General features: G+C 62.3%; 18 protein-coding genes and 1 pseudogene. 10 read left to right on the forward strand and 9 right to left on the reverse strand.

The genetic code is table 11. The features are described 5' to 3' along the window. Window positions 1-11: 11 nt before the first annotated feature. From U5G49_RS30110 to U5G49_RS30140, 7 genes and pseudogenes are all read right to left on the reverse strand, one after another. Window positions 12-296 carry a hypothetical protein gene (locus U5G49_RS30110; protein WP_018246047.1) on the reverse strand — a complete coding sequence of 95 codons (285 nt, stop codon included), beginning with the start codon at window positions 294-296 and terminating at the stop codon, window positions 12-14. After that, window positions 293-2,587, reverse strand: coding sequence for an FdhF/YdeP family oxidoreductase (locus U5G49_RS30115; RefSeq protein WP_193442536.1), 2,295 nt, complete (start codon window positions 2,585-2,587; stop codon window positions 293-295). The genes U5G49_RS30110 and U5G49_RS30115 overlap by 4 nt, the downstream gene beginning before the upstream one ends. A 77-nt stretch (window positions 2,588-2,664) precedes the next feature. Further along, window positions 2,665-4,593: a diguanylate cyclase gene (locus tag U5G49_RS30120; protein ID WP_193442534.1), complete on the reverse strand. Its 1,929-nt coding sequence runs from the start codon at window positions 4,591-4,593 to the stop codon at window positions 2,665-2,667. A 449-nt stretch (window positions 4,594-5,042) separates the two neighbouring features. After that, complete coding sequence (locus U5G49_RS30125) at window positions 5,043-6,482, reverse strand: coniferyl aldehyde dehydrogenase (protein ID WP_193442532.1); 1,440 nt, start codon at window positions 6,480-6,482, stop codon at window positions 5,043-5,045. A gap of 21 nt (window positions 6,483-6,503) precedes the next feature. After that, window positions 6,504-7,610 carry an NAD(P)-dependent alcohol dehydrogenase gene (locus U5G49_RS30130; protein ID WP_193442529.1) on the reverse strand — a complete coding sequence of 369 codons (1,107 nt, stop codon included), beginning with the start codon at window positions 7,608-7,610 and terminating at the stop codon, window positions 6,504-6,506. 56 nt (window positions 7,611-7,666) lie between these two features. After that, window positions 7,667-8,491 (reverse strand): p-hydroxycinnamoyl CoA hydratase/lyase, encoded by an 825-nt coding sequence (locus tag U5G49_RS30135; RefSeq protein ID WP_193443036.1) that lies wholly within the window; start codon window positions 8,489-8,491, stop codon window positions 7,667-7,669. A gap of 58 nt (window positions 8,492-8,549) precedes the next feature. Continuing rightward, window positions 8,550-10,131: pseudogene (locus U5G49_RS30140) on the reverse strand (AMP-binding protein). 200 nt (window positions 10,132-10,331) lie between these two features. Between U5G49_RS30140 and U5G49_RS30145 the strand changes: the two are divergent. Together U5G49_RS30145 and U5G49_RS30150 are read left to right on the forward strand one after the other, a co-directional pair. Beyond that, window positions 10,332-10,817 (forward strand): MarR family winged helix-turn-helix transcriptional regulator, encoded by a 486-nt coding sequence (locus U5G49_RS30145; RefSeq protein WP_047622933.1) that lies wholly within the window; start codon window positions 10,332-10,334, stop codon window positions 10,815-10,817. A gap of 122 nt (window positions 10,818-10,939) precedes the next feature. Next, complete coding sequence (locus tag U5G49_RS30150; protein ID WP_193442524.1) at window positions 10,940-12,346, forward strand: adenylate/guanylate cyclase domain-containing protein; 1,407 nt, start codon at window positions 10,940-10,942, stop codon at window positions 12,344-12,346. A 449-nt stretch (window positions 12,347-12,795) separates the two neighbouring features. On the opposite strand, the gene U5G49_RS30155 is transcribed toward U5G49_RS30150, so the two are convergent. Together U5G49_RS30155 and U5G49_RS30160 are read right to left on the reverse strand one after the other, a co-directional pair. Next, window positions 12,796-14,499: an adenylate/guanylate cyclase domain-containing protein gene (locus tag U5G49_RS30155; protein ID WP_193442522.1), complete on the reverse strand. Its 1,704-nt coding sequence runs from the start codon at window positions 14,497-14,499 to the stop codon at window positions 12,796-12,798. A gap of 240 nt (window positions 14,500-14,739) precedes the next feature. Next, the gene (locus tag U5G49_RS30160; RefSeq protein ID WP_193442519.1) at window positions 14,740-15,639 is read right to left on the reverse strand and encodes a helix-turn-helix transcriptional regulator; all 900 of its coding nucleotides are present in this window, start codon (window positions 15,637-15,639) and stop codon (window positions 14,740-14,742) included. Window positions 15,640-15,883: 244 nt separating this feature from the next. Here U5G49_RS30160 and U5G49_RS30165 point away from each other — a divergent pair, with 244 nt between their 5' ends. The 8 genes from U5G49_RS30165 (at window position 15,884) to U5G49_RS30200 (ending at window position 24,460) form a co-directional block, all read left to right on the forward strand. After that, window positions 15,884-17,347 (forward strand): aldehyde dehydrogenase, encoded by a 1,464-nt coding sequence (locus U5G49_RS30165; RefSeq protein WP_193442517.1) that lies wholly within the window; start codon window positions 15,884-15,886, stop codon window positions 17,345-17,347. Window positions 17,348-17,416: 69 nt separating this feature from the next. Next, complete coding sequence (locus tag U5G49_RS30170; protein ID WP_193442515.1) at window positions 17,417-18,736, forward strand: ABC transporter substrate-binding protein; 1,320 nt, start codon at window positions 17,417-17,419, stop codon at window positions 18,734-18,736. Then, window positions 18,729-19,496 carry an ABC transporter ATP-binding protein gene (locus U5G49_RS30175; RefSeq protein WP_210262079.1) on the forward strand — a complete coding sequence of 256 codons (768 nt, stop codon included), beginning with the start codon at window positions 18,729-18,731 and terminating at the stop codon, window positions 19,494-19,496. Before U5G49_RS30170 ends, U5G49_RS30175 begins: the two co-directional genes overlap by 8 nt. Then, window positions 19,493-20,221: an ABC transporter ATP-binding protein gene (locus U5G49_RS30180; protein WP_193442511.1), complete on the forward strand. Its 729-nt coding sequence runs from the start codon at window positions 19,493-19,495 to the stop codon at window positions 20,219-20,221. The genes U5G49_RS30175 and U5G49_RS30180 overlap by 4 nt, the downstream gene beginning before the upstream one ends. Further along, entirely contained in the window at window positions 20,218-21,132 is a 915-nt protein-coding gene (locus U5G49_RS30185) for a branched-chain amino acid ABC transporter permease (protein ID WP_193442508.1), read from the forward strand. Before U5G49_RS30180 ends, U5G49_RS30185 begins: the two co-directional genes overlap by 4 nt. Next, window positions 21,129-22,166, forward strand: coding sequence for a branched-chain amino acid ABC transporter permease (locus U5G49_RS30190; RefSeq protein ID WP_193442506.1), 1,038 nt, complete (start codon window positions 21,129-21,131; stop codon window positions 22,164-22,166). The genes U5G49_RS30185 and U5G49_RS30190 overlap by 4 nt, the downstream gene beginning before the upstream one ends. A gap of 39 nt (window positions 22,167-22,205) precedes the next feature. After that, the gene (locus tag U5G49_RS30195) at window positions 22,206-22,991 is read left to right on the forward strand and encodes a coniferyl-alcohol dehydrogenase (RefSeq protein ID WP_193442504.1); all 786 of its coding nucleotides are present in this window, start codon (window positions 22,206-22,208) and stop codon (window positions 22,989-22,991) included. Between the two features lie 23 nt (window positions 22,992-23,014). Further along, on the forward strand, window positions 23,015-24,460 hold the full coding sequence (locus tag U5G49_RS30200) for an aldehyde dehydrogenase (protein WP_193442501.1): 1,446 nt from the start codon (window positions 23,015-23,017) through the stop codon (window positions 24,458-24,460). The last annotated feature ends 206 nt before the right edge of the window (window positions 24,461-24,666 follow it).

A 24,666-nucleotide genomic window follows, 5' to 3' on the forward strand; every position in this document is an offset into this window, starting at 1 on the left:
CGCATGGGGGTTTACGTCTCGTCTCGCGGCGGCAATGTGTAATGCACTCTCATTGTCCTCAGATCCCGCTTGACGATCTGCAGCATCCCTTCGCGTTCCGCCAGGGCGTTGAGCTCCCTGAGCACGAGAGAATGCGCGATCCCCAGCATGCGCGCAAAGGTGCGACTGTCACGGGCAATCCCCAAGTCCGCGGCGACAAGGAGACCGGCCTGGATGGGTGTCAGCCTGTTATCCCTGCCTTGCGCCGCAGCGACGAGGGCGAGAAAGCGATCGGCCTCCGACGCTTCTTCGCTCACGCGGCTTTTCGCCGGCGGAAGGACACCATGATCGATTTCGAGGTGGGCGTATCGCTTTCCCTACCCGCGCTGCCAAGCGGCACGAGCACGTTCAGCTCGGGATAATATCCCGCTATGCTTCCCCTCGGAATATCATAGGGCACAAAGCGGAAATCCTCTGCGATGCGCTCGATACCGTCATCATGCTCGCCGATCACGTCGACCCGGTCGCCGGCCTTGGCATTCATCGCCGTCAGGTCGGCTGGGTGAATGAAGATGACCTGCCGCTCCCCATAGACGCCGCGATATCGGTCATCGAGACCATAGACCGTCGTATTGTATTGATCGTGCGATCGGAACGTCTGCAGGGCGAAACGCCCCTCTCCCTTTCGCGCCCGCTGATGCACCGTCTCCTCCGGAAGCGCCTCCGAAGAAAATGACGCCTTGCCTGCCGGTGCATGCCACTCCCGATGGGCGGCCGTGTTGCGCAGGTGGAAACCGCGCGGCTTGCGCAGGCGCTTATTGTAGTTTTCGAAACCGGGAATGGTCGCCTCGATGTGATCGCGGATGCGGTCGTGGTCGTCGGCGAGCTCTGCCCAGTCGACCACGGCGGGGCCGACCGTCGCCTGTGCAATGCCGGCAATGATGGCGACTTCCGAGAGGAGATGCGGCGAGGCCGGGCGATTGATACCGGCAGAACCATGCACCATGCTCATCGAATCCTCGACGCTTACGAGTTGGGAGTTGCCCGCTGCGTTCAGATCCATCTCGGTGCGCCCGAGGCACGGCAAGATAAAGGCCGTCTCGCCGGGCATGAGATGCGAATGATTGGGTTTGGTCGCGATGTGCACAGTCAGCTTCAGCCGCCGCAGCGCCTTTTCAACGAGTGCGCTGTCAGGCGTGGCGCGCGCGAAATTGCCGCCAAGCCCGATGAAGGCATCAGCCGAGCCGTCGAGCATCGCTCCGATCGCGGCAAGGACATTGTGGCCATGTTCGCGGGGAACACTGAAGCGGAAGTGCTTTTCCAGCGCATCGAGGAAATCCTCCGATGGCTTTTCGTTGATGCCGACGGTGCGGTCACCCTGCACGTTGGAATGGCCGCGAACCGGGCAAAGGCCGGCACCCGGCCGGCCGATATTGCCGCGCAGGAACATGAAATTGGCGATCTCGCGGATCGTCGCCACGGAATGCAGATGCTGGGTTACACCCATCGCCCAGGTGCAGATGACCCGCTCGGCGTTGACATAGACATCGGCCGCCCTCTCGATCTCCTGCCGGCTCAGTCCCGATTGGTCCTCGATGTCAGCCCAGTTCGTCGCCTCGACCGCTGCCTTGTATTGCGCAAAACCCGCGCAGTGTTCGGCGAGAAATGCATGGTCGAGAACAGAGGGCAGACCGGCGGCGACCGCTGCATCATCTGCAGCCAGCACGACCTTCGCCATCCCGCGCACCGCAGCCATGTCGCCGCCGAGTTGCGGCTGGAGATAAAGGCTGGCGATGTCGGTCGAACCGCCGCGCAGCATCTCGATCTTGTCCTGCGGGTCGGAGAAGCGCTCCAGGCCGCGTTCACGGATGGGATTGAAGACGACGACGCGCGCGCCGCGGATCGCCGCCCGGCGCAAGTCGCCGAGCATCCGCGGATGGTTGGTGCCCGGGTTCTGCCCGATCACGAAGATCGCGTCGGCCTCTTCAAAATCCTCCAGCAGCACGGTGCCCTTGCCCACGCCGACCGCCTGGCGCATGGCGATGCCGCTTGCCTCGTGGCACATGTTGGAGCAGTCGGGAAAATTGTTGGTGCCGTAGACGCGCACGAACAGCTGGTACAGGAAGGCGGCCTCGTTGCTCGCCCGGCCCGACGTGTAGAATTCCGCCCGGTTGGGGCTATCGAACCCCCTCAGAATGCTGCCGATCTCGGCAAAGGCATCTTCCCACGCGACCGGCAGATAACGGTCGGTCGCCGCATCGTAGCGCATCGGATGGGTGAGGCGCCCGTTGAGTTCCAGTTCATAGTCCGTCAACTGGCGAAGCTGCGACACCGTATTGTCAGCAAAGAAGGTGGGCGTTGCCCGCTTCTCCGTCGCCTCCCAGGCGACGGCCTTCACGCCGTTCTCGCAGAACTCGAACGACGATCCATGCTCTGGATCGCCCCAGGCGCAGCCCGGGCAATCGAATCCATCCGGCTGGTTCGCCTTCAGCATCGTCCGCGCGCCTGAAATGGGCATGCCGCTTTGAAGCAAACGCTTGCCGCAGCTCTTCAAAGCGCCCCAGCCGCCGGCTGCCGCCGATTTCTTACCAATGAATTTTGTGTCCATGCGCCCTGTATTGTCGAAGCGACGAAAACATCAAGGGCGCACGAGCGATGGCTCGATAGGAAAAACCTATCAAGGATCTAACCGGCGTCCTTCATGGCATGCCGTTCGTCGGGCGAATGTGCCAGGATGCGATTGCGACCTTGGGTCTTTGCGTCGTAGAGGGCGGCATCGGCCTCGGTCAGGAGGCGGTTAGGGTTGACCCTCAAGGTGGCTCCCGTCGCGCAGGATATGCCGATGCTGGCGGTCACCCGTCCGAATTCACTGCCGGAATGAACGATATTCTCCTGGCTGAGGAGACGCGCGAATTGCTCGGCAACGATCATTGCCCCTTTCGCACTGGTTGCGGGGAGCAGAACCACGAATTCCTCTCCGCCGTAGCGCGCGACGATGTCTGCCGGCCGGCTTACCGACTGGCGCAGACACTTGCTGACGACACGCAGGCATTGGTCTCCGGCGGGATGGCCGTAGGTATCGTTATATGCCTTGAAGCGGTCGATATCGACCATCAGAAGGCTGAACGGCGTGTTTTTCCTGGCGCTGCCTGCGGTCTCACGGGCGAAAGCTTCGTCGAAGGCCCGGCGATTGACCATGCCGGTGAGCCCATCGGTCTCGGCCAGATTCTTCAGCTGCTCCGCCGACAGCCTTAGCGCGATTTCCGCCTGCTTCGTCGCGGTGATGTCCGAGACAACGGCCATCGCCGTGCCGTCTTCCGCAAGCCTTGTCCGGATGCTGCGCCAGTCGCCGTTGTGAAGCTGAACCTCTTCGTCCTTGTTGCTGTGCAAGGTAGCACTGGCGGCCTTGATCCACTCTTCGCGGTCATTGTCCGGAATACCGGCCCGCTCGCCTGTTTCGGCGACGCGGCGAAGAATGTCGCTGATATGCGCGCCAACCACGCGGGCGTCCCCGGATAGCGGAAACGCGGTGCGATACTGCTCGTTACAGAAAACAAGAAAACCCTTGCTGTCGTACATCGCGATACCATCGGACATGCCGGCCATCGCATGCGACAGCAGGTTCTTGCTTTCGCGCAGTTCCCGCTCCAGAGCAGCACGCTCCGTCACATCACGCGTTACCCCGGCAAGGCCGATCACCCGCCCCTGTCTATCCCTCAGCGGCACCTTGGAGGCGAGCAGGTATCTGCCTTCGATGCGCTCGGTGGAGTCGATCAGAGGCACGCCAGTGTCCATGACCTGCTGTTCGAGATAATACAATTCTTCGGCGAGCGGCCGTGACAGAAGATTGAAATCCGACAATCCGGTCATCTCTGCCGTCGTCTTGAAACGATAGAGGCGGATCATATTTTCATTGACGGTGATGAACCGGCTGTTTCGGTCCTTCACGTAGAGATAGTCGGGCGACTGCGAAAACGCGGTCACCAATATGCTTCGCTCCAGGTCCCATTGCTGTGTCTTCAACAGCACGAAACCACAGAGCACGGTCGCCAGGCAGTTCAAAACGGTCATGGGCAGACCGATGATGGCCAATATGCGGGCGTGCACCAGAGTGGGAAGCACCGCCATCAAAACAACAAGTGCGGCGCCGAGCGCGAGGCTCAGCAGTGCAATGTCCATGAACCCGGGAGATCTCTTCCGGATCCAGAAATTGGCAGCCAGGCCGATGCCGGTCGCGACAGCAATTGCGATCAGACCATCGACCATTGCCGTGCCGCCGACACAGAAGCGGAAGGCCATTGCCAGCGACGCCGCAAAGGCCGCCGCGATCGGTCCACCAAACATGCCCGCCAAAGCAAGCGGCGAGAAGCGCATGTCGATATAGATGCCGGGATTAACTTCGACGGCCAGCAAAATGGATCCGATGGAGGCGCCGCCGGCTATGATTCCGAAGGCGATTTTTTCCTGTATGGCCGAACGACGCTGAAATTGGATCGAGAAATGCGCCCATAGCGAAATCGCCAGGCACACGAATGACAGGTTGCCACCGAATTGCGTCCAGATGCCATTCACTGCGTTGGATCCACCTTCCAATACATGTACAGAACCAATCATAGGGCAACACTGGTTTGAGCTTCGTTAAACTGGAGACCTATCAGGCTATACTCGTTTGCTTATGCGTCTCCAGGCCGGTCGGCGGCAATACGGCGACAGGAAAGCGGCGACTGCCGCGACGATGCGGTATGGGCAAGCAGGGCCTGCTGCCAGATTTGGTCACATGAGAAATAGGCGAAACCGGAATTAAAGGTCATGCTCCAGGACGGCAGGGGACATCATGTCCGCAACGCCCTGCGGTTCAACGGCTAGCACCCGATGGATAAGGCATGTTTAACAACGGCATCCTCTGCATCAGGACACCTAGCCCAATGACGCAATATAGCGTTATCCGGATAAGTCTGCGCAATCGGGCCATTCCTTGAGGTGAAAGCAGTCGCGAACCCACAGCGCCCGCGTCATGCCGTCAGCAGCCGAGGCTGCCGACGGCATCGCCTACCACTTGTCTTTTACTTGCAGATCGCCGCCGTCAAGAAGCCGCGCATCGCCTCGCCATAAGGCGGCCGCATCATGTATTCCGCTTCGACCATCCTGCTCTGGTGATAGACGGCGCGCGGGTGCGAGAAGGCGAGGAAGCCGAACTTCCCATGATAGGCTCCCATGCCCGAATGGCCGACGCCGCCGAAGGGCAGGCCTTCCGCCGTGACGTGGCTCATGCAGTCATTGACCGTCACCCCGCCGGAGGTCGTGTTGTCGAGGACGCGGCGTTCCTCTTGCTGATCCTGGCTGAAGTAATAGAGAGCGAGCGGGCGCGGCCTGGCATTGATACGGTCGATGACGTCGGCGATATCGCGATAGGGAAGGACCGGCAGCACGGGTCCGAAGATTTCCTCCTGCAGCACGCGCATGTCTTCCGTGGGATCAAGGATCAGGGTCGGAGGTATACGGTGGGCCGATTGCTGGGAGAAATTCTCTGCCGCCGGGTTGATCTCGACGACACGGGCGCCCTTGGCCCTGGCATCGTCGATCAGGCCCTGGACGCGGGCGAGATGGCGGGCATTGACGATCGAGGTGTAATCAGGATTTTCCTTCAGCGTCGGATACATCGCGCCGACTGCCGCGACCGCGTGTCCGGCAAAGGCTTCGACGCTTTCCTCGGGCACATAGACATAGTCCGGCGCAAGGCAGATCTGGCCGGCATTCAGGGTCTTGACCGTCATGACGCGCCGCGCCGCGTCTGCGAGGTCGGCCGAGCGGCCGACGATGACGGGTGATTTTCCGCCGAGCTCAAGCGTCAGCGGTGTCAGGTTTTCCGCCGCCGCGCGCATGACATGATGGGCGATCGCAGTTCCGCCGGTGAAGATCAGGTGGTCGAAGGCAAGTGATGTAAAGGCCGTGCCCGTCGCCGGTCCGCCCTGAATGACTGATATTTCCGTTTCGTCGAAGGCGCCGGCGATGAGTTCCGCCATCAAGGCTGATGAAGCCGGCGTCACCTCCGACGGCTTGATCATGGCGCGGTTGCCGGCGGCAAGAATGCCGGCGAGCGGCGCAAGGGCGAGCTGATAGGGGAAATTCCACGGGCTCAGGATCCCGACAACCCCCTTCGGCTGATAGACCACTTCTGCCACCGCATCCGGGAACAATGCCTCGTGCTGCTCGGGCTTCAGCCATTCGGCTAGATGGGCCTTGGCATATTTGAGTGAACCGACGCAGGTGAAGACATCGAGAAGCAGGCTCGCCTCGACACTGCGGCTGCCGAAATCCTCCGACAGGGCCGCGGCAATCGCATCCTTATGGTCGACGAGAAGGGCGATGACGCGGTCGATGCGATCGATGCGGGTGTCAATGCTTGGCGGCCCTTCCCTCAGGAAAGATGCCCTTTGCCGGCCAAGCAGCGCCTTCATCGCATCGGGACTGGTATCGGTGGCGATTGGGGTGACGGTGTTCATTGTTTCCTCCCTCGAACGGTGTCAGACGGCCGGCTGGCGCACGACCGGTTTCAGCACGATGCCCTTTTCCGAATCCTCCACCGCTTGGTTGATGTCGGCGAAATCATAGAAGGTGACGAGCCTGTCGAAGGGGAAGCGGCCCTGCCGATGCAGGTCGATCAACAACGGGATCAGCACGTCGGGATTGGAATCGCCCTCGACGATGCCGCGGACCCGGCGCCCGCCGGACAGGATATGGGTGAGGTCGAGCGTCAGCGTCGCGCCATGCGGCGACGCCCCGACGATGCCGCAGGTGCCGCGCGGCGCCAGCACACGCACGCACTGGTCGATGACCGCAGGCACGCCGGATGCATCGATCGAATAATCGACGCCGGCGCCGGTCAGCGCCATGATCGCGGCAACCGCGTCGCTCGCCCTGCCGTTGACGATATCGGTCGCGCCGAGTTCCGCTGCAAGCGCCAGCCGCGTCTCGTTGACATCGACGGCGATGATCCGTGAAGCACCGACGATCCGCGCCGCCATCACCGCGGCAAGTCCGACGGAGCCCATGCCGAAAACCGCGAGCACCTTTCCCGGCTCGACATCAAGCGCGTTCATCACCGCGCCGGCGCCGGTCTGGATGCCGCAGGCGAGCGGCCCGAGCAGTGCCAGGTCCGCATCCTCAGGCACTTTCACGATATTGCGTTCATGGCACAGGGCGTGGCTGGCGAAGGAGGATTGCCCGAAAATATTGCCGTGAACCCGTTCTCCCTCGCATGAGAGCCCGCTCGAACCATCGGCGCGCGCACCGAAGAAATTGCGCGGGAAAAATTCGTGGCAATAGGTCTCCTCGTGATCGTTGCAGCTCGGGCAATGACCGCAGGAGTTGAAGGTCATAACCACGTGATCACCGGGCTTGACCTTGGCAACGCCCGACCCGACACGCTCGACGATGCCGGCGCCTTCATGGCCGAGCACGACCGGCTGCGGCACCGGCAGATGCTGGTCACGCATGACGATATCGGTGTGGCAAACTCCTGTTGCCACGATGCGAACCAGGATTTCACCCTCGCGCGGCTCCTCCAGATCGAGCCTTTCCAGCGAAAACGGCGTATGGGGCGCACGCGCCACCGCGGCATGAATTTTCATCGCTTTCCTCCTCCCGATGATCGGCTCATGAACGGCCCGGCATGCCGGGCCCGTCCTCAGCGGCCGCGCTTGTAGGCGCCGAGCCCCGGCTGATAGGTCTTGTCGTCGAGGAACTGCTTCAGCCCCTCGTCGCGCCCCTTGGTCTTGTCGAGAAACAACATCTGCTCCAGCTTGGCGTAGATGTAATCGTCGGCGAGATCCCAGGGCAGGTTGCGCACCCGCTTGTAGGTGTCCTTGGCGGCCTTCAGCGTCACCGGGTTCTTTTCAAGCAGGCTGGCGCAGATCTTGCGGACCCGGATTTCCAACTCCGCCAGCGGCACTGCCTCGTTGACGAGACCCATTTCCGCGGCCTTGCGCCCGCCGAACAGTTCGCCGGTCATGATGTAATAGAGAGCGTCGCGATGGCGCATCACTTCGGCGACAGCGCGGGTGACATTGCCGCCCGGCAGAATGCCCCAATTGATCTCGGAGAGGCCGAAATTTGCCTCCTCGGCGGCGATGGCGAGATCGCAGGACACCAGCGGTGTGAAGGCGCCGCCGAAGCACCAGCCGTTGACCATGGCGATCGTCGGCTTTTCGAAATACATCAGCCGGCCCCACCAGTTGCCGGACTGGCGCCGCGCCTTCAGCGTGACGTCACGCGGCTTGTCGTCATTGTCGCGGAAATATTCCTTCAGATCCATGCCGGCCGACCAGGATTCGCCGGCGCCGCGCAGGACGAGGACGCCGCAGCGTTCATCACCCTCGAGTTCGTCGAGCACCTCGAGCATCCTGATGTTCAGGGCCGGATTCATCGCATTGCGCTTTTCCGGACGGTTGAGGGTCACGAAAGCGATGCCACTATCGAATTCGACCAGAACCGGCGATTGTATGTCAGTCATGTTCTTTTCAGTCATGGGGGATTACTCCATTGGTTTCGGCGTCAATGCAGGGGCCGCTTTACGGGGCCTGTCGTTGAAGGGTTTCGTTGGAACTGGCGCAGGACATGTTTCTGCACCTTGCCGGAGGCGGTGCGGGGAATGGCCTCGACGAAGAGAATGCGCGCCGGGCGCTTGAAGGTGGCGAGCCTTGCCGCGCAATGGCCGGCGATCTCATCGCCCGTTGCCACGGCATCCGGCCGCAGCACGACATAGGCCAGGCCACATTCGCCCCATCGGATATCGGGAATGCCGACGACCGCGGCGTCGAGGATATCGGGATGACTTGCGAGTGCCGCTTCGACCTCGGCGGGATAAACATTCTCGCCGCCGCTGATGTACATGTCCTTCAGCCGATCGACGATGCGATAAAAGCCGTTCGCTTCGCGTCGGCCGAGATCGCCGGTGCGGTACCAGCCGTCGGTGAAGGCGGCAGCGGTTTCCTGAGGCTTGTTCCAGTAGCCCGGCGTCACCGCCGGCCCGCGCAGCCAGAGTTCGCCGATCTCGCCTTCGTCAACCTCGCGGCCGTCCTCGCCGACGATACGAATGTCGAGCAATGGCGCGGGAAGACCGACGCTGCCGGGATTATCCTGCACGGCGCGCCGGTCGATCGGTATATGCAGCACCGTTCCCGCCTCGCTCATGCCGTAACCGTTGACCAGCGCAACGCCGTCATCGAGATAGCTTTCGATCAGCGCCTGCGTCAGCGGTGCACCGCCGACGAAGAGCGCATGCAGGCCGGCGAGCGCCGCGGCGCTATAGGCAGGGTCGTTGCGCAAGGCGAGCGCGATCTGCGGCACGGCGAAATAATGGGTGATGGCACGCTGCCGGTCGGCAAGGGCTGCGAGTGTGCGCGCCGGCGTGAAGCGATCGGAGACGATGAGCGTACCGCCCAGCATCAATGTGGTTCGTGCGACGGCGATCAGACCGATCGTGTGGAAGAAAGGCAGGTCGCATAGGGCGACGGATCTCGGCCCGATCTCGCCGACCACGGAAAAATTGATGGCGGCGAAAAAGGCGTTGCGGCGGGTGATGACGACGCCTTTCGGCTGTCCCGTCGTGCCCGAGGTGTAAAGAAGGACGCAGGGTCCATCGGCATCGGCGGGCACGGGAGCGGCCGGAAGGCTCGCCTCGATCACCGCGGCGAGACCGGCCGAACCGTCTGCCGTCGATATCACCGCCATCTCGGGATCGGCGTTCGCAACGCTGGCCACCGTTGCCGCGAACTCCTCGTCATGAACGAGCAGAGCCGGCGCGCAATCGGCAAGGATCGGCCGAAGCTCGGCGGCGTTGAGGCGCCAGTTGAGTGGCACGTAGATGGCGCCGGCACGCTGGCAGGCAAAGGCAAGCACGATCGAATCCATCGAGTTGCGCGCCAGCATGGCGACACGCGCCCCATCGCGGCGCACTCCGAGCACATCGCTCAGGAAGCCGGCGCAGCAGGCGATCCGCGCATCGAGCTCGGCATAAGTGAGCTGCCGGCCGGTGGCGATTTCGAACAGAGCCGGACGGTCCGGTGCGACGCGGGCGCGGTAAAGGATCGGATCATCCGTCACCAGTCCGCAATCCGCCGACGAAGCCATCCCGGAAAAGGAATACGCCATTTTCTCCTCCCATGCCCATCGCTCCCCATGACAGGCACCAAATTTGTATGTAACACATACTAATATCTTTTTCCCGCGATGCAAGAGGCTGTTTGAGGCAAATCCGATCGATCGAATGGCGCGGGGAAATCCGCACTACGGATATTGACTAACCTGCTGATTTTGATGGTTATGGCGCCTGGACGAGGCGAGAACGAACGATGGCGATAAAATCACCGCAGGACGATTTCGAGGGCGAAGATGCGCCCGCGACGCCAGGCCTCGACGTCGGCCGGCTGGGCGATCTCTTGGGGTTTCATCTGCGCATGGCGCATGTCGCAATCTATCGCGACTTCGCCGAAACCATGGAGGAGCTGGCGCTGACGCAGAAGCAGCTGGCGGTGATGGAACTCGTCGCCGGCAATCCGGGCGCATCGCAGATCGACCTTGCCAACACGCTCGGCACCGACCGGGCGACGATGATGGCTCTCGTCAATAGGCTGGCTGCCCGCGACCTGATCGAACGCCGCCCTTCCGCGGCCGACCGCCGGCGCCAGGAACTTCATCTGACGAAGGCGGGCCGCGCGATGCTCGCGCGGGCGCGTGCGCTGATCGACAAGCACGAGCAGCGTTTCATCGACCTGTTTTCGCGCGACGAATTGGATGCGCTGCTGGTGGCGCTGAAGCGCATATACAAGGGGAAATGAACCCGCCTTCGCTTGGGAAACAAGCAGCGTCCAGGCCTATAGATTTCTATTGGGAAACTCCCGTGTTATGATCCCGGTCCTGGCGTCGTCCGCCGTGGGTTCTGCACACGGAGACTTGTCTAATGAGCGAAGTGGACGTCCTTTTTGCCTCCCTGCGACAGGCGGCTGACCCGCAGACGGTTGAGTGCATCGAGAAGGTCGTCACGCATGGCTCGGATCGCGAGCTCAATCGCATCAATGTGCTCGCTTTCGCCGATAAACACCATCTCGATGAAGAGAAAACCATCGCCGCGTTTCTCCATGCAGCCCGCATAGGCGCGTTCGAGATGACCTGGAACGTCCTTTGCCCAGGATGTGGCGGCGTCCTCGACAGCGGCGCAACCCTTAAAACCGTCGTCCACGAGACGTACCATTGCGCGCTCTGCGCGGCCGGATACGAGCCGACCCTCGACGAGATGGTCGAGGTCACGTTCACGGTCAGCCCGCGCGTGCGCAGGATTGCCGCCCACGACCCCGATCGGTTGCCGCCGCTTGAGTACTACCGCCAGATCTTCTTCAGCTCCGGGGTCGACCTGCCTGACGATCTCGAAGCGCGGTTTTCGCGCATCCAGCTGGAGATGATCGAGTTGGCTCCGGGCGAGAAGGCCTTCGTCTCCCTGCAACTGCCGGCGCAGTTCGTCATCATCTTCGATCCGGTGACACACTCGGCGCAGTTCATCGACGTGCAGGGTGAGCCCACCGACGAACGTCAAACCCTCTCGATGATCATCAGTCGGACGCATGCGCTGAACGAAACGCTGACCCTGCGCCCGGGCTCACTGCGGCTCACCCTCGAGAACCACACCGACCGCAGAGTGGTGCCGAACGTCTGCATCGCAGGAGACGAACTGCACGACCTCCTGGGCCGCAGGCGGCCTTTCCTGACAGCCAAGCGTCTGCTGACGAACCAGAGCTTCCGCGACATCTATCGGACCGACACACTCGACGTCGACCAGCGCCTCAAGATCACCAGCCTGACCTTCCTCTTCACTGACTTGAGGGGATCGACCGCGCTTTACGAGCGCGTCGGAGATCTTGCCGCTTTCGATCTGGTGCGCGCCCATTTCCGGGTTCTCCACGAAATCGTCGCCACAGAGGCCGGAGCGGTCGTCAAGACCATAGGCGATGCCGTGATGGCCACCTTCCCGAGCCCGGACCGTGCGGTAGCGGCCGCACTCAAGATGCGGGAGGCGATGCTTCGCTTAAATGCCGAACACGGCAGCGACGATCTTCTCCTGAAGATCGGCATTCATGAGGGACCATGCCTCGCAGTCAACCTGAACGACCGGCAGGACTACTTCGGCCAGACGGTGAATATCGCCTCCCGCGTCCAGGGCCTTGCCGATCCCAATGTCATCATGACGACGGAGGCGATCGTCGAGGATGCCCAAGTTTCAGAGATCCTGCGTGACAGCGGCATCTCATCGGCCTCCCGGATGGCGGAGCTTCAGGGCATCGGGAGAGAGGTGAGGATTTTTGCGCTGTCGTGAGTTTGGTCTTCTTGGTCAAATTAACTTCAGCAGTTTCCGGTAACGGTCGGCCCTAAGCGGACTTTTTTCGTTGTCGAAGGACACGGCTGCTTTGCGCCTAATTTTGCCGTTGAAACAGACCTTGCACCTGCCGGAAAGCAGCCATTGTCTAGTTTCAAGGTAACGGCATCTTTGCGCCGCCGATAGCGGAAGCAGGCGTCGTGGCCTTCATGTCTCGGCAAAGCTGCTTAAATGTTTTGCAAAGCATCCTGTCTTCAATCTGGGCTACGGGCTCTTCGCCACCATGATGCAAGGCGGTCCAGCGGAAAAGTCATGCGAGACTCGGGCTGGTTGACGCGTTTTGTGAAGCGTCTGAGGAAGCTTGGCACTGCGATCGAGACCGCCGTTCTCGCGCAGCGCATATCCGTCGATCAAGTCCTCGAACGCGTCGGAATTGTCTCCACCCGCTGTCACATCTCTGGCAGGCCGGCCTTTCGGAAGCCGTCGACAAAGTGGTCTCGTACAGATGCATCGCGCAGCGGCTGAGAGCTGAGCCAATGGCCAATCGTGAAATGAGGGTGGGCGATCAGGAACAATTCTGCTTCTCGCCGAGCCTCCTCAAGGTGGCCCAACTGAGCAAGCGTGGCAGCCAGGAATTTGCGTGAGTTGGTACGATACGTGTCTTCCCTGCGGAGTGTCGCGGCTGCCGCCTCATAGTCACGCGCGGCGTACTGCGCCTGCCCAAGATGACAAAGATACCAGCAGGTTGGATGGGGATTGAGCCGCAGAGCTTTTTCGATTTGCGCTAGTCCGTCGGCAACCCTGCCGTCCAGCACGGACATGTCCGACATGGCGGCCCAGGTGTCGGCGTGGTTGGGGTCCAGCTCCAGGGCCTTGGCGAAGGCGGCCTCCGATTCCTCCCATTGCCGCTCATAAGCCAAAATGGTCCCCAGAACGTAACGGCAGCCGGCATCGTTGGGATCCAGGTCGACCGCCTTCTGCGCGAACGTCACCGCCATCCGACGGTTGGGATCTTCGGGCTCGCCGAAATGAGTCCAGGCAAGCCAACGGTTATAGGCGAGCAGACCGAGCGCCTCCGCATATGATGGCTCGAGCTTAACCGCGCGTTGGAGCAGCATATAGGCCTCACGCTCAGTTTGCGGCGACTCTTCCGTCAGGAGGCGGGCGCGCACACACAGATCGTACGCCTCAAGGTTCTTCGGCCGATTGCGCTGCTTCGGGATGGTCAGCCGGCCGACGAGAGCTTCAACAATCTTGGCGTTAACTTCATCCTGTAATTCGAAAACATCTTCCACCGTCCTGTCAAACCGGTCAGCCCACAAGTGCTGGCCGCCAAGCGCGTCGATCAATTGGGCATTGATGCGGACACGGCCCATTGCGCGTCTGGCGCTCCCCTCCAGGACGTAGCGGACGCCGAGTTCCTGGGCGACCAGCCGTACGTTGACCGGCTTGCCCTTGTAGCCGTACACGGAATTGCGCGCGATGACGAACAGGCCAGCCGTTCGGGAAAGGTCAGTGATCAGGTCTTCGGTCAAGCCGTCGACGAAAGGCGCGTCCGCTTCATTCCCACTCATATTCGTGAACGGCAATACAGCGATCGAGGGCATTTCGGGCAGCGGCAATATGCTCTGCAGCGCATCCGGCCAATGCCACACGTGGACCGGGCGAGTCAGGTTCTTCAGGTAGCGTTCGCCTGCATCGAAGAACCGGTCGCCGATCTTGCCAACGATCTCGCCGTGAACGCTGGCTGAAATGCAGATACCTCCCGGCGCGGCCTGCGTCTCGAGGCGCGCCGCGACATTGACCCCGTCGCCGAGGACGTCTGAACCGTCGTCAATGACATCACCCAGATTGACGCCGACACGCAAAAGCAGGCGCCGGTCGGAGGTCTCAACAGCGGTGGTGGCCCGTTGCATTTCCAACGCTGCTGCGACCGCTTCCACCGCGCTACTGAATTCGATCAGGAAGCCGTCGCCCACAACCTTGAAGATGCGGCCGTTGTGGCGCATCACAGCCGGCTCGATAACGCCAGAACGGAGTTCCCTGAGGTTCGCCAGCGTTGCGACTTCATCAGCCTCCATCAGGCGTGTATATCCCACCACATCGGCAACGACGATGGCGGCAAGGCGACGCTGAATAGATTGGTCCGTCATGTGAGGACAAGCCTAATGACCAAATTAGCAAGTTATTGTTCAACCGCAGGTGAGTCAACAAATCGTAAGAGGTAATATCCAGGCGATCTCCACCTTCCGGCCCCAAATCCGTCATTCCTTCACGCCGGGCCAACGACCGCTTCTTGGCGCATTGCAGGCCTACTCCGGCTTGGAGTTCCGCATCAGCATGATCTCCGATCCAAGACTGGCAAATTCTAGCCTTGACCAATGAGCCCGAACCTAAGGCCAATCCGCATAGCCTGAGGACAGCATGCTGTTTTCCGAGCCGGCCGAAGCGCGGGCAATCTCGCGGTAGCCGGCGGGTGAAAGGCCGGTCTTGCGCTTGAAGAAATGGCTGAAATAGGTGGGGTCGCGAAAGCCGAGGCTATCGGAAATTTCCTGGATATTGCGGGCGGAACGCTCCAATCTCAGCTTTGCCTCCTGCACCACGCGCTCATGCAGAAGCTGGATCGGCGAGCGGCCGAGCGCCCTTTGGCAGATGGAATGAAGCCGGTCGGCCGTGACGCCCAGCTCCGCGGCATAGTCGCTGATCGGCCGGTGCTGGCGGAAACCGGCCTCGACCAGTTGCCGATATCTCTGCAGGATCGATCCGGTTTCGCCCTGCCCGCGCTGCTCGCTTCTCTCACCATCGGAACCGCGCCACAGCGCCATCAGAATGAGCCTGATATAGGCGGATGCGACCATCCAGGAGGAGCGGGTGGGATCGCCCAGTTCCCGCACGAAGCCTGATATCAGCGGGGTGATTTCGGCCACCGCCAAGGGATCCAATGCCTCGACCAGCTTGCGTTGTTCGGTGAAGATGCGCAGCGAATAGGATTCCACCTTGTCGCCGATCGCATCGACCATGATCTGCGGCGAAGCTCCGACCAGATGGGCCGCGGTTCCGGCTGATATCGAGAGGTCGCACCGCGCCTGCGGCGGCAGGAAGGCAAGCAGCGGTCCGTGCAGCGGCCGATGTTCGCCATTGTCGAAATGAAGCTCTCCACTCCCCTCGCTAAGCAGAAGGAAATGGTGGAAATCGGCATACAGCCCTTTTTGAAAACGGATACGCCGGTGCGACAGCGACGGTCCGTGCCACTCGCCCCTGGCATAGTGATGAATCCCCCCGTCCGTTGCCAAGCTTCTCCTCCATTCCCACTTACAATGCTGATATCACCGGATAATTACAATATTAACCCAATAAATCGCATTCCATCCGCGCTAGATCGGCGTAACCTTTTCTCCATCAGCCTTTGGGAGGAGGCTCTTCAGCAGATGCAGGAACCGTCAGGCGACCCTCGTGGCGCCGCGTCCGCTCGTTTTCTCCCATGGCAACAACGCAAACCGGCATGTGGCGCCAGCACGTGGCGCCAATGCGTGGCAAATGGGTGGAACAGTGTTCGCGGCAAAGCTGATGATCAACAACGAGGCGATGGATGCTTCCGAAGGGGCCACCTTCGAACGCATCGATCCGCTGACCGGCGATGTCGCAACGGTCGCCTCGGCAGGATCCGTTGCCGACATGACAAGGGCAGCCAATGCGGCCGCGGCCGCTTTTCCGGACTGGTCGCAAACCGGTCCGGGCGAACGGCGCAGGCTGCTGAATGCCGCAGCCGATATCCTCGAGGCCCGCACGTCCGAACTCATTGCCGCCATGACCGGCGAAACTGGCGCCACCGCACAATGGGCGGCGATCAATTGCGGTCTTGGCGCGGATATTCTTCGCGAGGCGGCGGCGATGACCACGCAAATATCAGGCGAGCTCATTCCTTCAGGCATTCCGGGAAGCCTTGCCATGGCGGTCCGCCAACCGGCGGGCGTCTGCGTCGGCATTGCCCCCTGGAATGCGCCGATTATCCTCGGCACCCGCGCCGTCGCCATGCCGCTTGCCTGCGGCAATACGGTCATCCTGAAGGCCTCCGAACTCTGCCCGAAGACCCATGGCCTGATCGGCGACATCCTGCGTGACGCCGGTTTCCCGCGCGGCGTCGTCAATGTCGTTTCCAATGCGCCGAGCGATGCCGCCGCCGTCGTCGACGCGCTGATCGCCCATCCGGCCGTGCGCCGCATCAACTTCACCGGCTCCACCCGTGTCGGAAGGATCATCGCCGAATCCGCGGCAAGGCATCTCAAGCGCTGCCTGCTCGAACTCGGCGGCAAGGCGCCGTTCATCGTCCTTGCCGACGCCGATATCGATGAGGCCGTGAGTGCTGCCGCCTTCGGCGCCTTCATGAACCAGGGCCAGATCTGCATGTCGACCGAACGGATCATCCTCATGGACGAGATCGCCGACGGCTTCGTTGGCAAATTCCGAACGAAGGCCGCAACCCTTGTCGCCGGCAATCCCAAGGACGGCAACACGCCGCTCGGCACGCTGATCAACGCCGAAGCCATCAGGCGCGTCAGGTCGCTCATCGACGATGCCCTGCAGAAGGGCGCGGTGCTCGTCTGCGGCGGCCAGGCCAACGGCACGCTGATGGATGCGACCGTCATCGATCACGTGACGCCCGCCATGCGCATCTATCGCGAGGAGAGCTTTGGACCGGTGGCGGCGATCATCCGGGTCGGCAGCGTCGACGAGGCTGTGACGGTTGCCAACGACAACGAATATGGGCTTTCGGCGGCCGTTTTCAGCGCCGACGTCAATACAGCACTTGCCGTTGCCATGCGGCTTGAATCCGGCATCTGCCACATCAACGAAGCCACAGTTTCCGACGAGCCGCAAATGCCGTTCGGCGGCGTCAAATCAAGCGGCTACGGCCGCTTCGGCGGCAACGCCGCGATCGATGAATTCACCGAGCTCAGATGGATCACCATGGCATCGGGAAAACGGCACTACCCGATCTGAATTGAGATCGGCCGAAATGAACACAGGGAACGGGCTGGGAGGCCCGCATCAAGAGGGAGGAATGAATTTATGAACGGCATTTTCCGCAACGGCAAATTCAACGCGACATTGCTGAGCCGCCGCTCTTTCATCGCATCGACCGTGGCGGGCGGTGCGGCGCTGGCACTTTCCGGCCGCACGGCCTTCGCTGAGAGCGGCGATACGCTTAAGGTCGGCTTCATCAGCCCGCGCACCGGCCCTCTCGGCGGCTTCGGCGAAACGGACGGCTATGTGCTCGAACTGGCGCGCAAGGCGCTGGCGAACGGCCTGCAGGCGGGCGGCAAGACCTGGAAGGTTGATATTCTCGACCAGGACACCCAGTCCGATCCCTCGCGCGCCGGTCAGTTGGCGAAGGACCTGATCAACAACCAGGCGATCGACCTGATGCTCGCCGTCTCGACACCCGAAACCATCAACCCGGTGGCCGACGCCTGCGAAGCGGCCGGCATTCCCTGCCTCTCGACGGTCATGCCCTGGGAAGCCTGGTATTTCGGCCGCGGCGCCAAGCCGGGCGCGCCGTCGCCCTTCAAGTGGACCTATCATTTCGGCTTCGGCGTCGAAGAGTTCCACAAGGCCTATGTTTCGCAGTGGAACCTGATCGAGACCAACAAGAAGGTCGGCGTCATGTATCCCAACGACGCCGACGGCAATGCGATCCGCACCCATCTGGCGCCGGCGCTTGCCAAGGCCGGTTTCACCATCGTCGATCCGGGAGCCTATGAAACCGGAACCACCGACTTTACCGCGCAGATCGCTCTCTTCAGGCAGGAAGGCGTGGAGATCTTCAACTCGTTCCCGATACCGCCTGACTTCGCCGCCTTCTGGCGCCAGGCTGCGCAGCAGGGCCTTACCCAGCAGATCAAGATCTGCCAGATCGCCAAGACGGGCCTGTTTCCCTCCGACATCGAGGCGCTCGGCGATCTCGGCCTGAACATCGGCAGCGCCGCCTACTGGCACAAGGCCTTCCCCTACAAATCCACGCTGACAGGCGTATCCGGAACCGAACTCGCCGACGGCTATGAGACGGCCAGCGGCAAGCAGTGGACGCAGCAGCTCGGCGCCAGCCTTGCGCTTCTCGACGCCGGCTTCGATGCACTGAAGGCCAGCACGGACGTCAAAAGCAAGGAGGCCGTCGCCAAGGCGATCAGCACGCTGAAGACCACCACGATCGCCGGCAAGGTCGATTTCACCAGCGGCCCCGTCGCCAACGTCTCTCCCGGACCGATCATCGGCACGCAATGGGTGAAAGCGGCGGAGGGCTCGAAATTCGCGCTCGACTACGTCGTCACCGAAAATGCCACCGACCCCAATGTCCCGGTCGGCGCCAAGCTCACCGCTTACAATGGATAACCAAGTGCAGCGACAGGAAGCACAAAAAAGGCCGGGGGGAGCCTTTCTCTCGGCCAAGGGGATCCACAAGCGGTTCGGCGCGCTTGTGGTGCTGGAGAATCTGGATTTTTCCATGGGCGATGGCGAGGCGGTCGGCATTGTCGGGCCGAACGGCGCGGGCAAGACGACCCTGCTCAACGTGCTCGCCGGCGCCTTCCCGCCGAATGAGGGAAGCATTACCTTCGACGGCGCCGACGTCACGAGCCGGACGGCGGCGGAACGCTGCCGCTCCGGGCTCGTCCGGACCCATCAGATTCCCAAGCCTTTCAGCGGCATGACGACCTTCGAAAATGTCTTCGTCGCCGCATCGCACGGCAGCGCCGCAAGCCGCGACGAGGCCTATGAGCGTGTGGTGGATTCACTTTCCCTTTGCGGCATGCTGGGCGTCGCCAACCGCCCTGCCGACACGCTCGGTCTGCTGGATCGCAAACGCCTGGAGCTTGCCCGTGCGCTTGCCACGCAACCAAGGTTATTGCTGCTCGACGAGATCGGCGGCGGCCTGACCGATGGCGAGGCGAGCGAGCTGGTCGAAACCATCCTCGAATTGCGTCGCCGCGGCATCGGCATCGTCTGGATCGAGCATATCGTTCACATCCTCCTGCAGGTGGCGGAGCGACTGATCTGCATGGATGCCGGCAGGATCATCGCCGATGGCGAACCGAAGATGGTCATGAGCAATGCGGAGGTGGTCAAGGCCTATCTCGGAGGGACCCCCGCATGAGCCTTCTCTCCATCCGTGACCTCGACGTCCGCCACGGCCTGCTCCAGGCGGTGCGCGGGGTCAGTTTCGATCTTGCCAAGGGCGAGGTGCTGGCGCTGGTCGGCGCCAACGGCGCGGGCAAGACGACGCTGCTCAGATCGATCGCCGGCGCCCATCTGCCATCCTCCGGCAGCGTCCTTCTTAACGACGAAGATCTGGCCGCCGTCCCGTCCCACAAGCGGATCGCCAAGGGCATCGCTCTGGTGCCGGAAGGCCGGCGCCTGTTTTCACAGATGACGGTGGAAGAGAACCTGCTTCTCGGAAAGACCTCCGGACGCAAGGGCGAGTGGGACATCGATCGTGTCCTCGACGCCTTTCCGAACCTGAAACCTCGCCGTCACGCAAAAACCGGACACCTCTCGGGCGGGGAACAACAGGCGACCGCGATCGGCCGGGCGCTGATGAGCAATCCCGATATTCTTCTCCTGGACGAGGTCTCGCTCGGACTTTCGCCTCTGGTCGTCGATCGCGTCTATGCCCAGTTGCAGGCATTGCTCACGTCTGGAACGACCATCGTGCTCGTCGAGCAGGATCTCGCCCGCGCCATGAGCGTCGCAAGCCGTGTCATCTGCATGCTGGAAGGACGCATCGTCCTCGACAGGCCGGCGGCGGCCGTCACGCGCGAGCACGTCACCCAGGCCTATTTCGGATTGCACCGGGCAACCGGCGAAAGGAGCGCATCGTGATCAACACCCTGCTCCAGGGCATCCTGCTCGGCGGCTACTACGCCGTCATCGCCTGCGGACTGTCCTTCATGTTCTCGGTGATGCGGATCATCAATCTTGCGCATGGCAGCCTGGCGGTTGCAGCCGCCTACGGACTGTGGCTGCTGGCCGCCAAATTCGGCATTCCGCCCTTCGCCGGCCTGCTGATCGTGCTGCCGGTCATGGCGGCCATCGGCTGGCTGTTGCAGCGCTTCATTCTGGAACGCAGCGCCCGCGGCGGCACGCTCCTGCCGATCCTGACGACCTTCGGCCTGTCGATCGTCATCGACAACCTGATGTTCGAGCAGTTCGGCGCCGACACCCGCTCGCTCGCACCGTTCATCGGCAACCTGTCCTATGCTTCCTGGCAACTGCCAGGCCACATCTTCGTCGGCAAGCTTGCCGTCCTGATGATGGTGACGGCAATCCTCATTCTCGGCGGGCTGCAGTTCTTCCTGAGCCGCTTTGCGCTTGGTCGCGCCATCCGCGCCACGGCCGAAGATCCCGATACGGCCGGGCTGGTCGGCATCGACGCCCGCAGGGTCAACGCCATCGCCACCGCGATCACCATGGTCACGGTCGGGATCGCCGGTGCTTTTCTCGGGATGCGGGCAACCTTCAGCCCCTATGCCGGCGGCCCACAGCTTCTCTTCGCCTTCGAGGCGGCCGTCATTGGAGGAGCGGGATCACTATGGGGGACGCTTGCCGGCGGCATCGTTCTCGGTCTTGCCCAATCGCTCGGCGCGCAATTGCATCCGCAAGGCTTCCTGATCGGTGGCCATGCCGTGTTCCTGCTGGTGCTTTTCGTCAGGCTGTCCCGGTTCGGCATGCCGGTTCTCGATAAATTTGGCGCCTCTCTCAAACTGCGCGCCCGTCTCCGGAGCCCGACATGAGCCCCAACGCGACCCTTGCCTCCACCGGAATATCGATAGAGCGCTGGACGAAATCGTCGCGGGTGGCGCTTGGCTGTATGGCCGCGGTGCTCGCCCTGCTGATGTTTGCCCCCGCCGTGCTCGGCGCCGGTGCGATCGACCGGATGACGGCCCTGTTCATCTACGTGATCCTTGCCGCCATGTGGAATGCGCTTGCCGGTTTCGGTGGGCTGGTCTCGGTCGGTCAGCAGGTGTTCTTCGGCCTTGGCGCCTATTTCACCATCCGGCTGGCCGATGCGGGGCTCAATCCCTTCGTCGCGCTGTTTGCCGCCGCGATCGTGACCGGCGCGCTGTCGATCCCGCTTTCGCTGTTCATGCTGCGCCTGAAGGGCGGCGAGTTCGCGATCGGCATGTGGGTCATAGCCGAACTCGCCCATCTGCTCGTCAATCTCGACCGGCTAATCCAGGGAGAAACGGGAACCTCGCTGATTTCGCTCAATGTCTATGACGGCAACACGCGGCGGGCAACGATCTACTGGCTCGCCTTGATAGCCATGGCCGCCCTGCTCGGCGCTCTCTTCCTCCTGATGCGCAGCCGCGCCGGTGCCGCCATGCAGGCGATCCGCGACAATGAGGAGGCGGCAACCTCGCTCGGCGTGCGCGTGATCGCCACCAAGCGGCTGCTCTTCGTGCTCGCCGCCTTCGGCATCGCGGTCGCCGGAGGTCTGTGGCTGGCGACCGCCACGACCTTCCAGCCGAAGACCTATTTCAGCGTCCAATGGACGGCCTACATGATCTTCATGGTGCTGGTCGGCGGGATCGGCAAGTTCGAAGGCGCGATCCTCGGCGCCATCCTGTTCTTCGTGATCGAGACCTTCTTCGGCGCAGCCGGCGTCTGGTACCTGATCGGCCTCGGCGCCACCGCCGTGATTTTCTCGCTCTATCTGCCGCGCGGACTGTGGGGCGAAATCGAGCGCCGCTACGACTTTCAACTTCTGCCCGTCGGCTACCGGCTGAAATTACCCGGTCCGCATAAAATCAAATGGGAAGAATGAGCCGGCTTATTCCGGACCCTCCTGCGAAAGGTGACGTTCATGCTTTTTGGTAAAACAATCCTGGTGACCGGCGTGGCTTCCGGCATCGGCGCCCGCACGGCGGAATTGGCGGGTCAGATGGGCGCCGAGGTCATCGGCGTCGATGTCCGCGAGCCTGCCAGTGGAAGTGCCGCCTTCATCAAGGGTGATCTGTCCACCGCATCAGGCGTTGCCGACATCGTCGCGCAGCTTCCAGCCCGCCTCGACGCGCTCGCCAATGTCGCCGGCCTTTCCGGCAGCACCGGCGTCGTCTCGACGCTCGCCGTCAATTTCTACGGGCTTCGCGCCCTCTCCGAAGCCGTGGCACCCCGCCTGCGCGAAGGCGGCGCCATCGTCAACGTCGCCTCGATCGCCGGCTACGGCTGGCGCGCCAATCTCGAGCGGTCAAAGTCGCTTGCCGGCATAGACGGCTTTCCCGAAGTGGCGGCGATTGTCGCCGAGCACGGCCTCAAGGACGAGGAAGCCTACCCGCTCTCCAAGGAACTGCTGCTGCTCTGGACCATGCGGGCCGCCCATCAGCCGCTGTTCAAAAACCGTGGCATCCGCGTCAATGCCGTCAGCCCCGGGCCGGTGGAAACGCCGATCCTCAAGCAGTTCCGTGCCGTGCTCGGCGACGTCAGGGTCGATAGCGACATCACCCGCGTCGGCCGGGCCGGCACCGCCGCCGATATCGCGCCCGCCGTGCTCTTCCTCTGCTCGGATGGTGCGCGCTGGATCAACGGCACCAACATTGCCGTCGACGGCGGCCTCGAAGCTTCCATCAACGCCGAAGTCCTCGGCTTCTAGTTCTTGTCCCCAGGAGACCTCCGATGAATATTTCCCTCCTCATAAATGGCGCCGACCGCGCAGCCTCCGGCGGCCGGACCTTTGATCGTCTCGATCCCTTCACCGAAAAGCTCGCAAGCCGCGCCGCAGCGGCAGACCTGGACGACGTTGCCGCAGCCGTTAATGCCGCCTCCGCTGCCTTCGGCGCCTGGTCGAAGACCGGCCCCGGCCAGCGCCGCGCAATCCTGATGAAGGCTGCCGACATCATGGATTCCAAAGTGGGCGAGTTTACCCAGTTGATGATCGAGGAGACGGGCGCTACCGCGCCCTGGGCCGGTTTCAATGTCATGCTCGCCGCCAACATCCTGCGCGAGGCCGGCGCCATGACAACGCAAATCACAGGCGAAATCATCCCTTCCGACAAACCCGGCACGCTCGCCATGGGTGTTCGCCAGGCTGCCGGCGTCTGCCTGGCAATTGCCCCCTGGAACGCCCCCGTCATCCTCGCCACCCGCGCCATCGCCATGCCGATCGCCTGCGGCAACACCGTCGTCCTCAAGGCATCCGAACAATGCCCTGGCACACACCGGCTGATTGCCACAGTGCTGACAGAAGCGGGCCTGCCGGCCGGCGTCATCAACGTCCTCACCAACGCACCGGAGGATGCGCCTGAGATCGTCACCGCGCTGATTGCCCATCCGGCTGTCAGGCGCGTGAACTTCACCGGGTCGACCAAGGTCGGCAAGATCATCGCCGAGACCTGCGGCAAACATCTGAAGCCTGCCCTTCTTGAACTGGGCGGCAAGGCGCCGCTCGTCATCCTCGACGACGCCGATATCGACGGTGCCGTCAATGCCGCCATTTTCGGCGCCTTCATGCATCAGGGCCAGATCTGCATGTCGACCGAGCGGATCATCGTCGACGAGACGATCGCCGATCAGTTCGTCGCCAAACTGGCCGCCCGCGCCAGCCAACTCCCCGCCGGCGACCCACGCGGCCACGTCGTTCTCGGCTCACTGATCAGCCTCGACGCCGCGAAAAAAATGGAGGAGCTGATTGCCGATGCGACGGCCAAGGGTGCAAAGCTCGTGGCCGGCGGCAAGCGCTCGGGCACCGTGGTCGAGGCGACGCTGCTCGATCATGTCACGCCCGAGATGCGCGTCTATGCGGAAGAATCCTTCGGCCCAGTCAAACCGATCATTCGCGTCTCCGGCGAGGAAGAAGCCATCCGCATCGCCAACGACACCGAATACGGCCTGTCCTCCGCCGTCTTCAGCCGGAATGTCCAGCGGGCAATGGCGGTTGCGGCGCGGATCGAATCCGGCATCTGCCACATCAACGGCCCGACCGTGCATGATGAGGCGCAAATGCCCTTCGGCGGCGTCAAGGGAAGCGGCTACGGCCGCTTCGGCGGCAAGGCGGCAATCGCCGAATTCACCGACCTGCGCTGGATCACGGTAGAGGATTCCGCCCAGCACTATCCCTTCTGAGGGCGTCGACAGCTTCGCGACGAGCGGTATGGTTTGAATGGCAGATCGCGCCAATTCAAAGCGATAGAGCGTCCTGTGGGACACGCGGCGCTCCATTGCGGTTAGCGCAGTCTGTGCTCGGACCGGGGAGAGGTCCGCACCGTTGCCGTGGCACCTTGCAGATCGAGAAGTCGTGCAGGGCGTCAGCAAGTTTCAACCCTTGAGCA

The sequence above is a fragment of the Rhizobium indigoferae genome, assembly GCF_034554815.1.
Lineage (GTDB): Bacteria > Pseudomonadota > Alphaproteobacteria > Rhizobiales > Rhizobiaceae > Rhizobium > Rhizobium leguminosarum.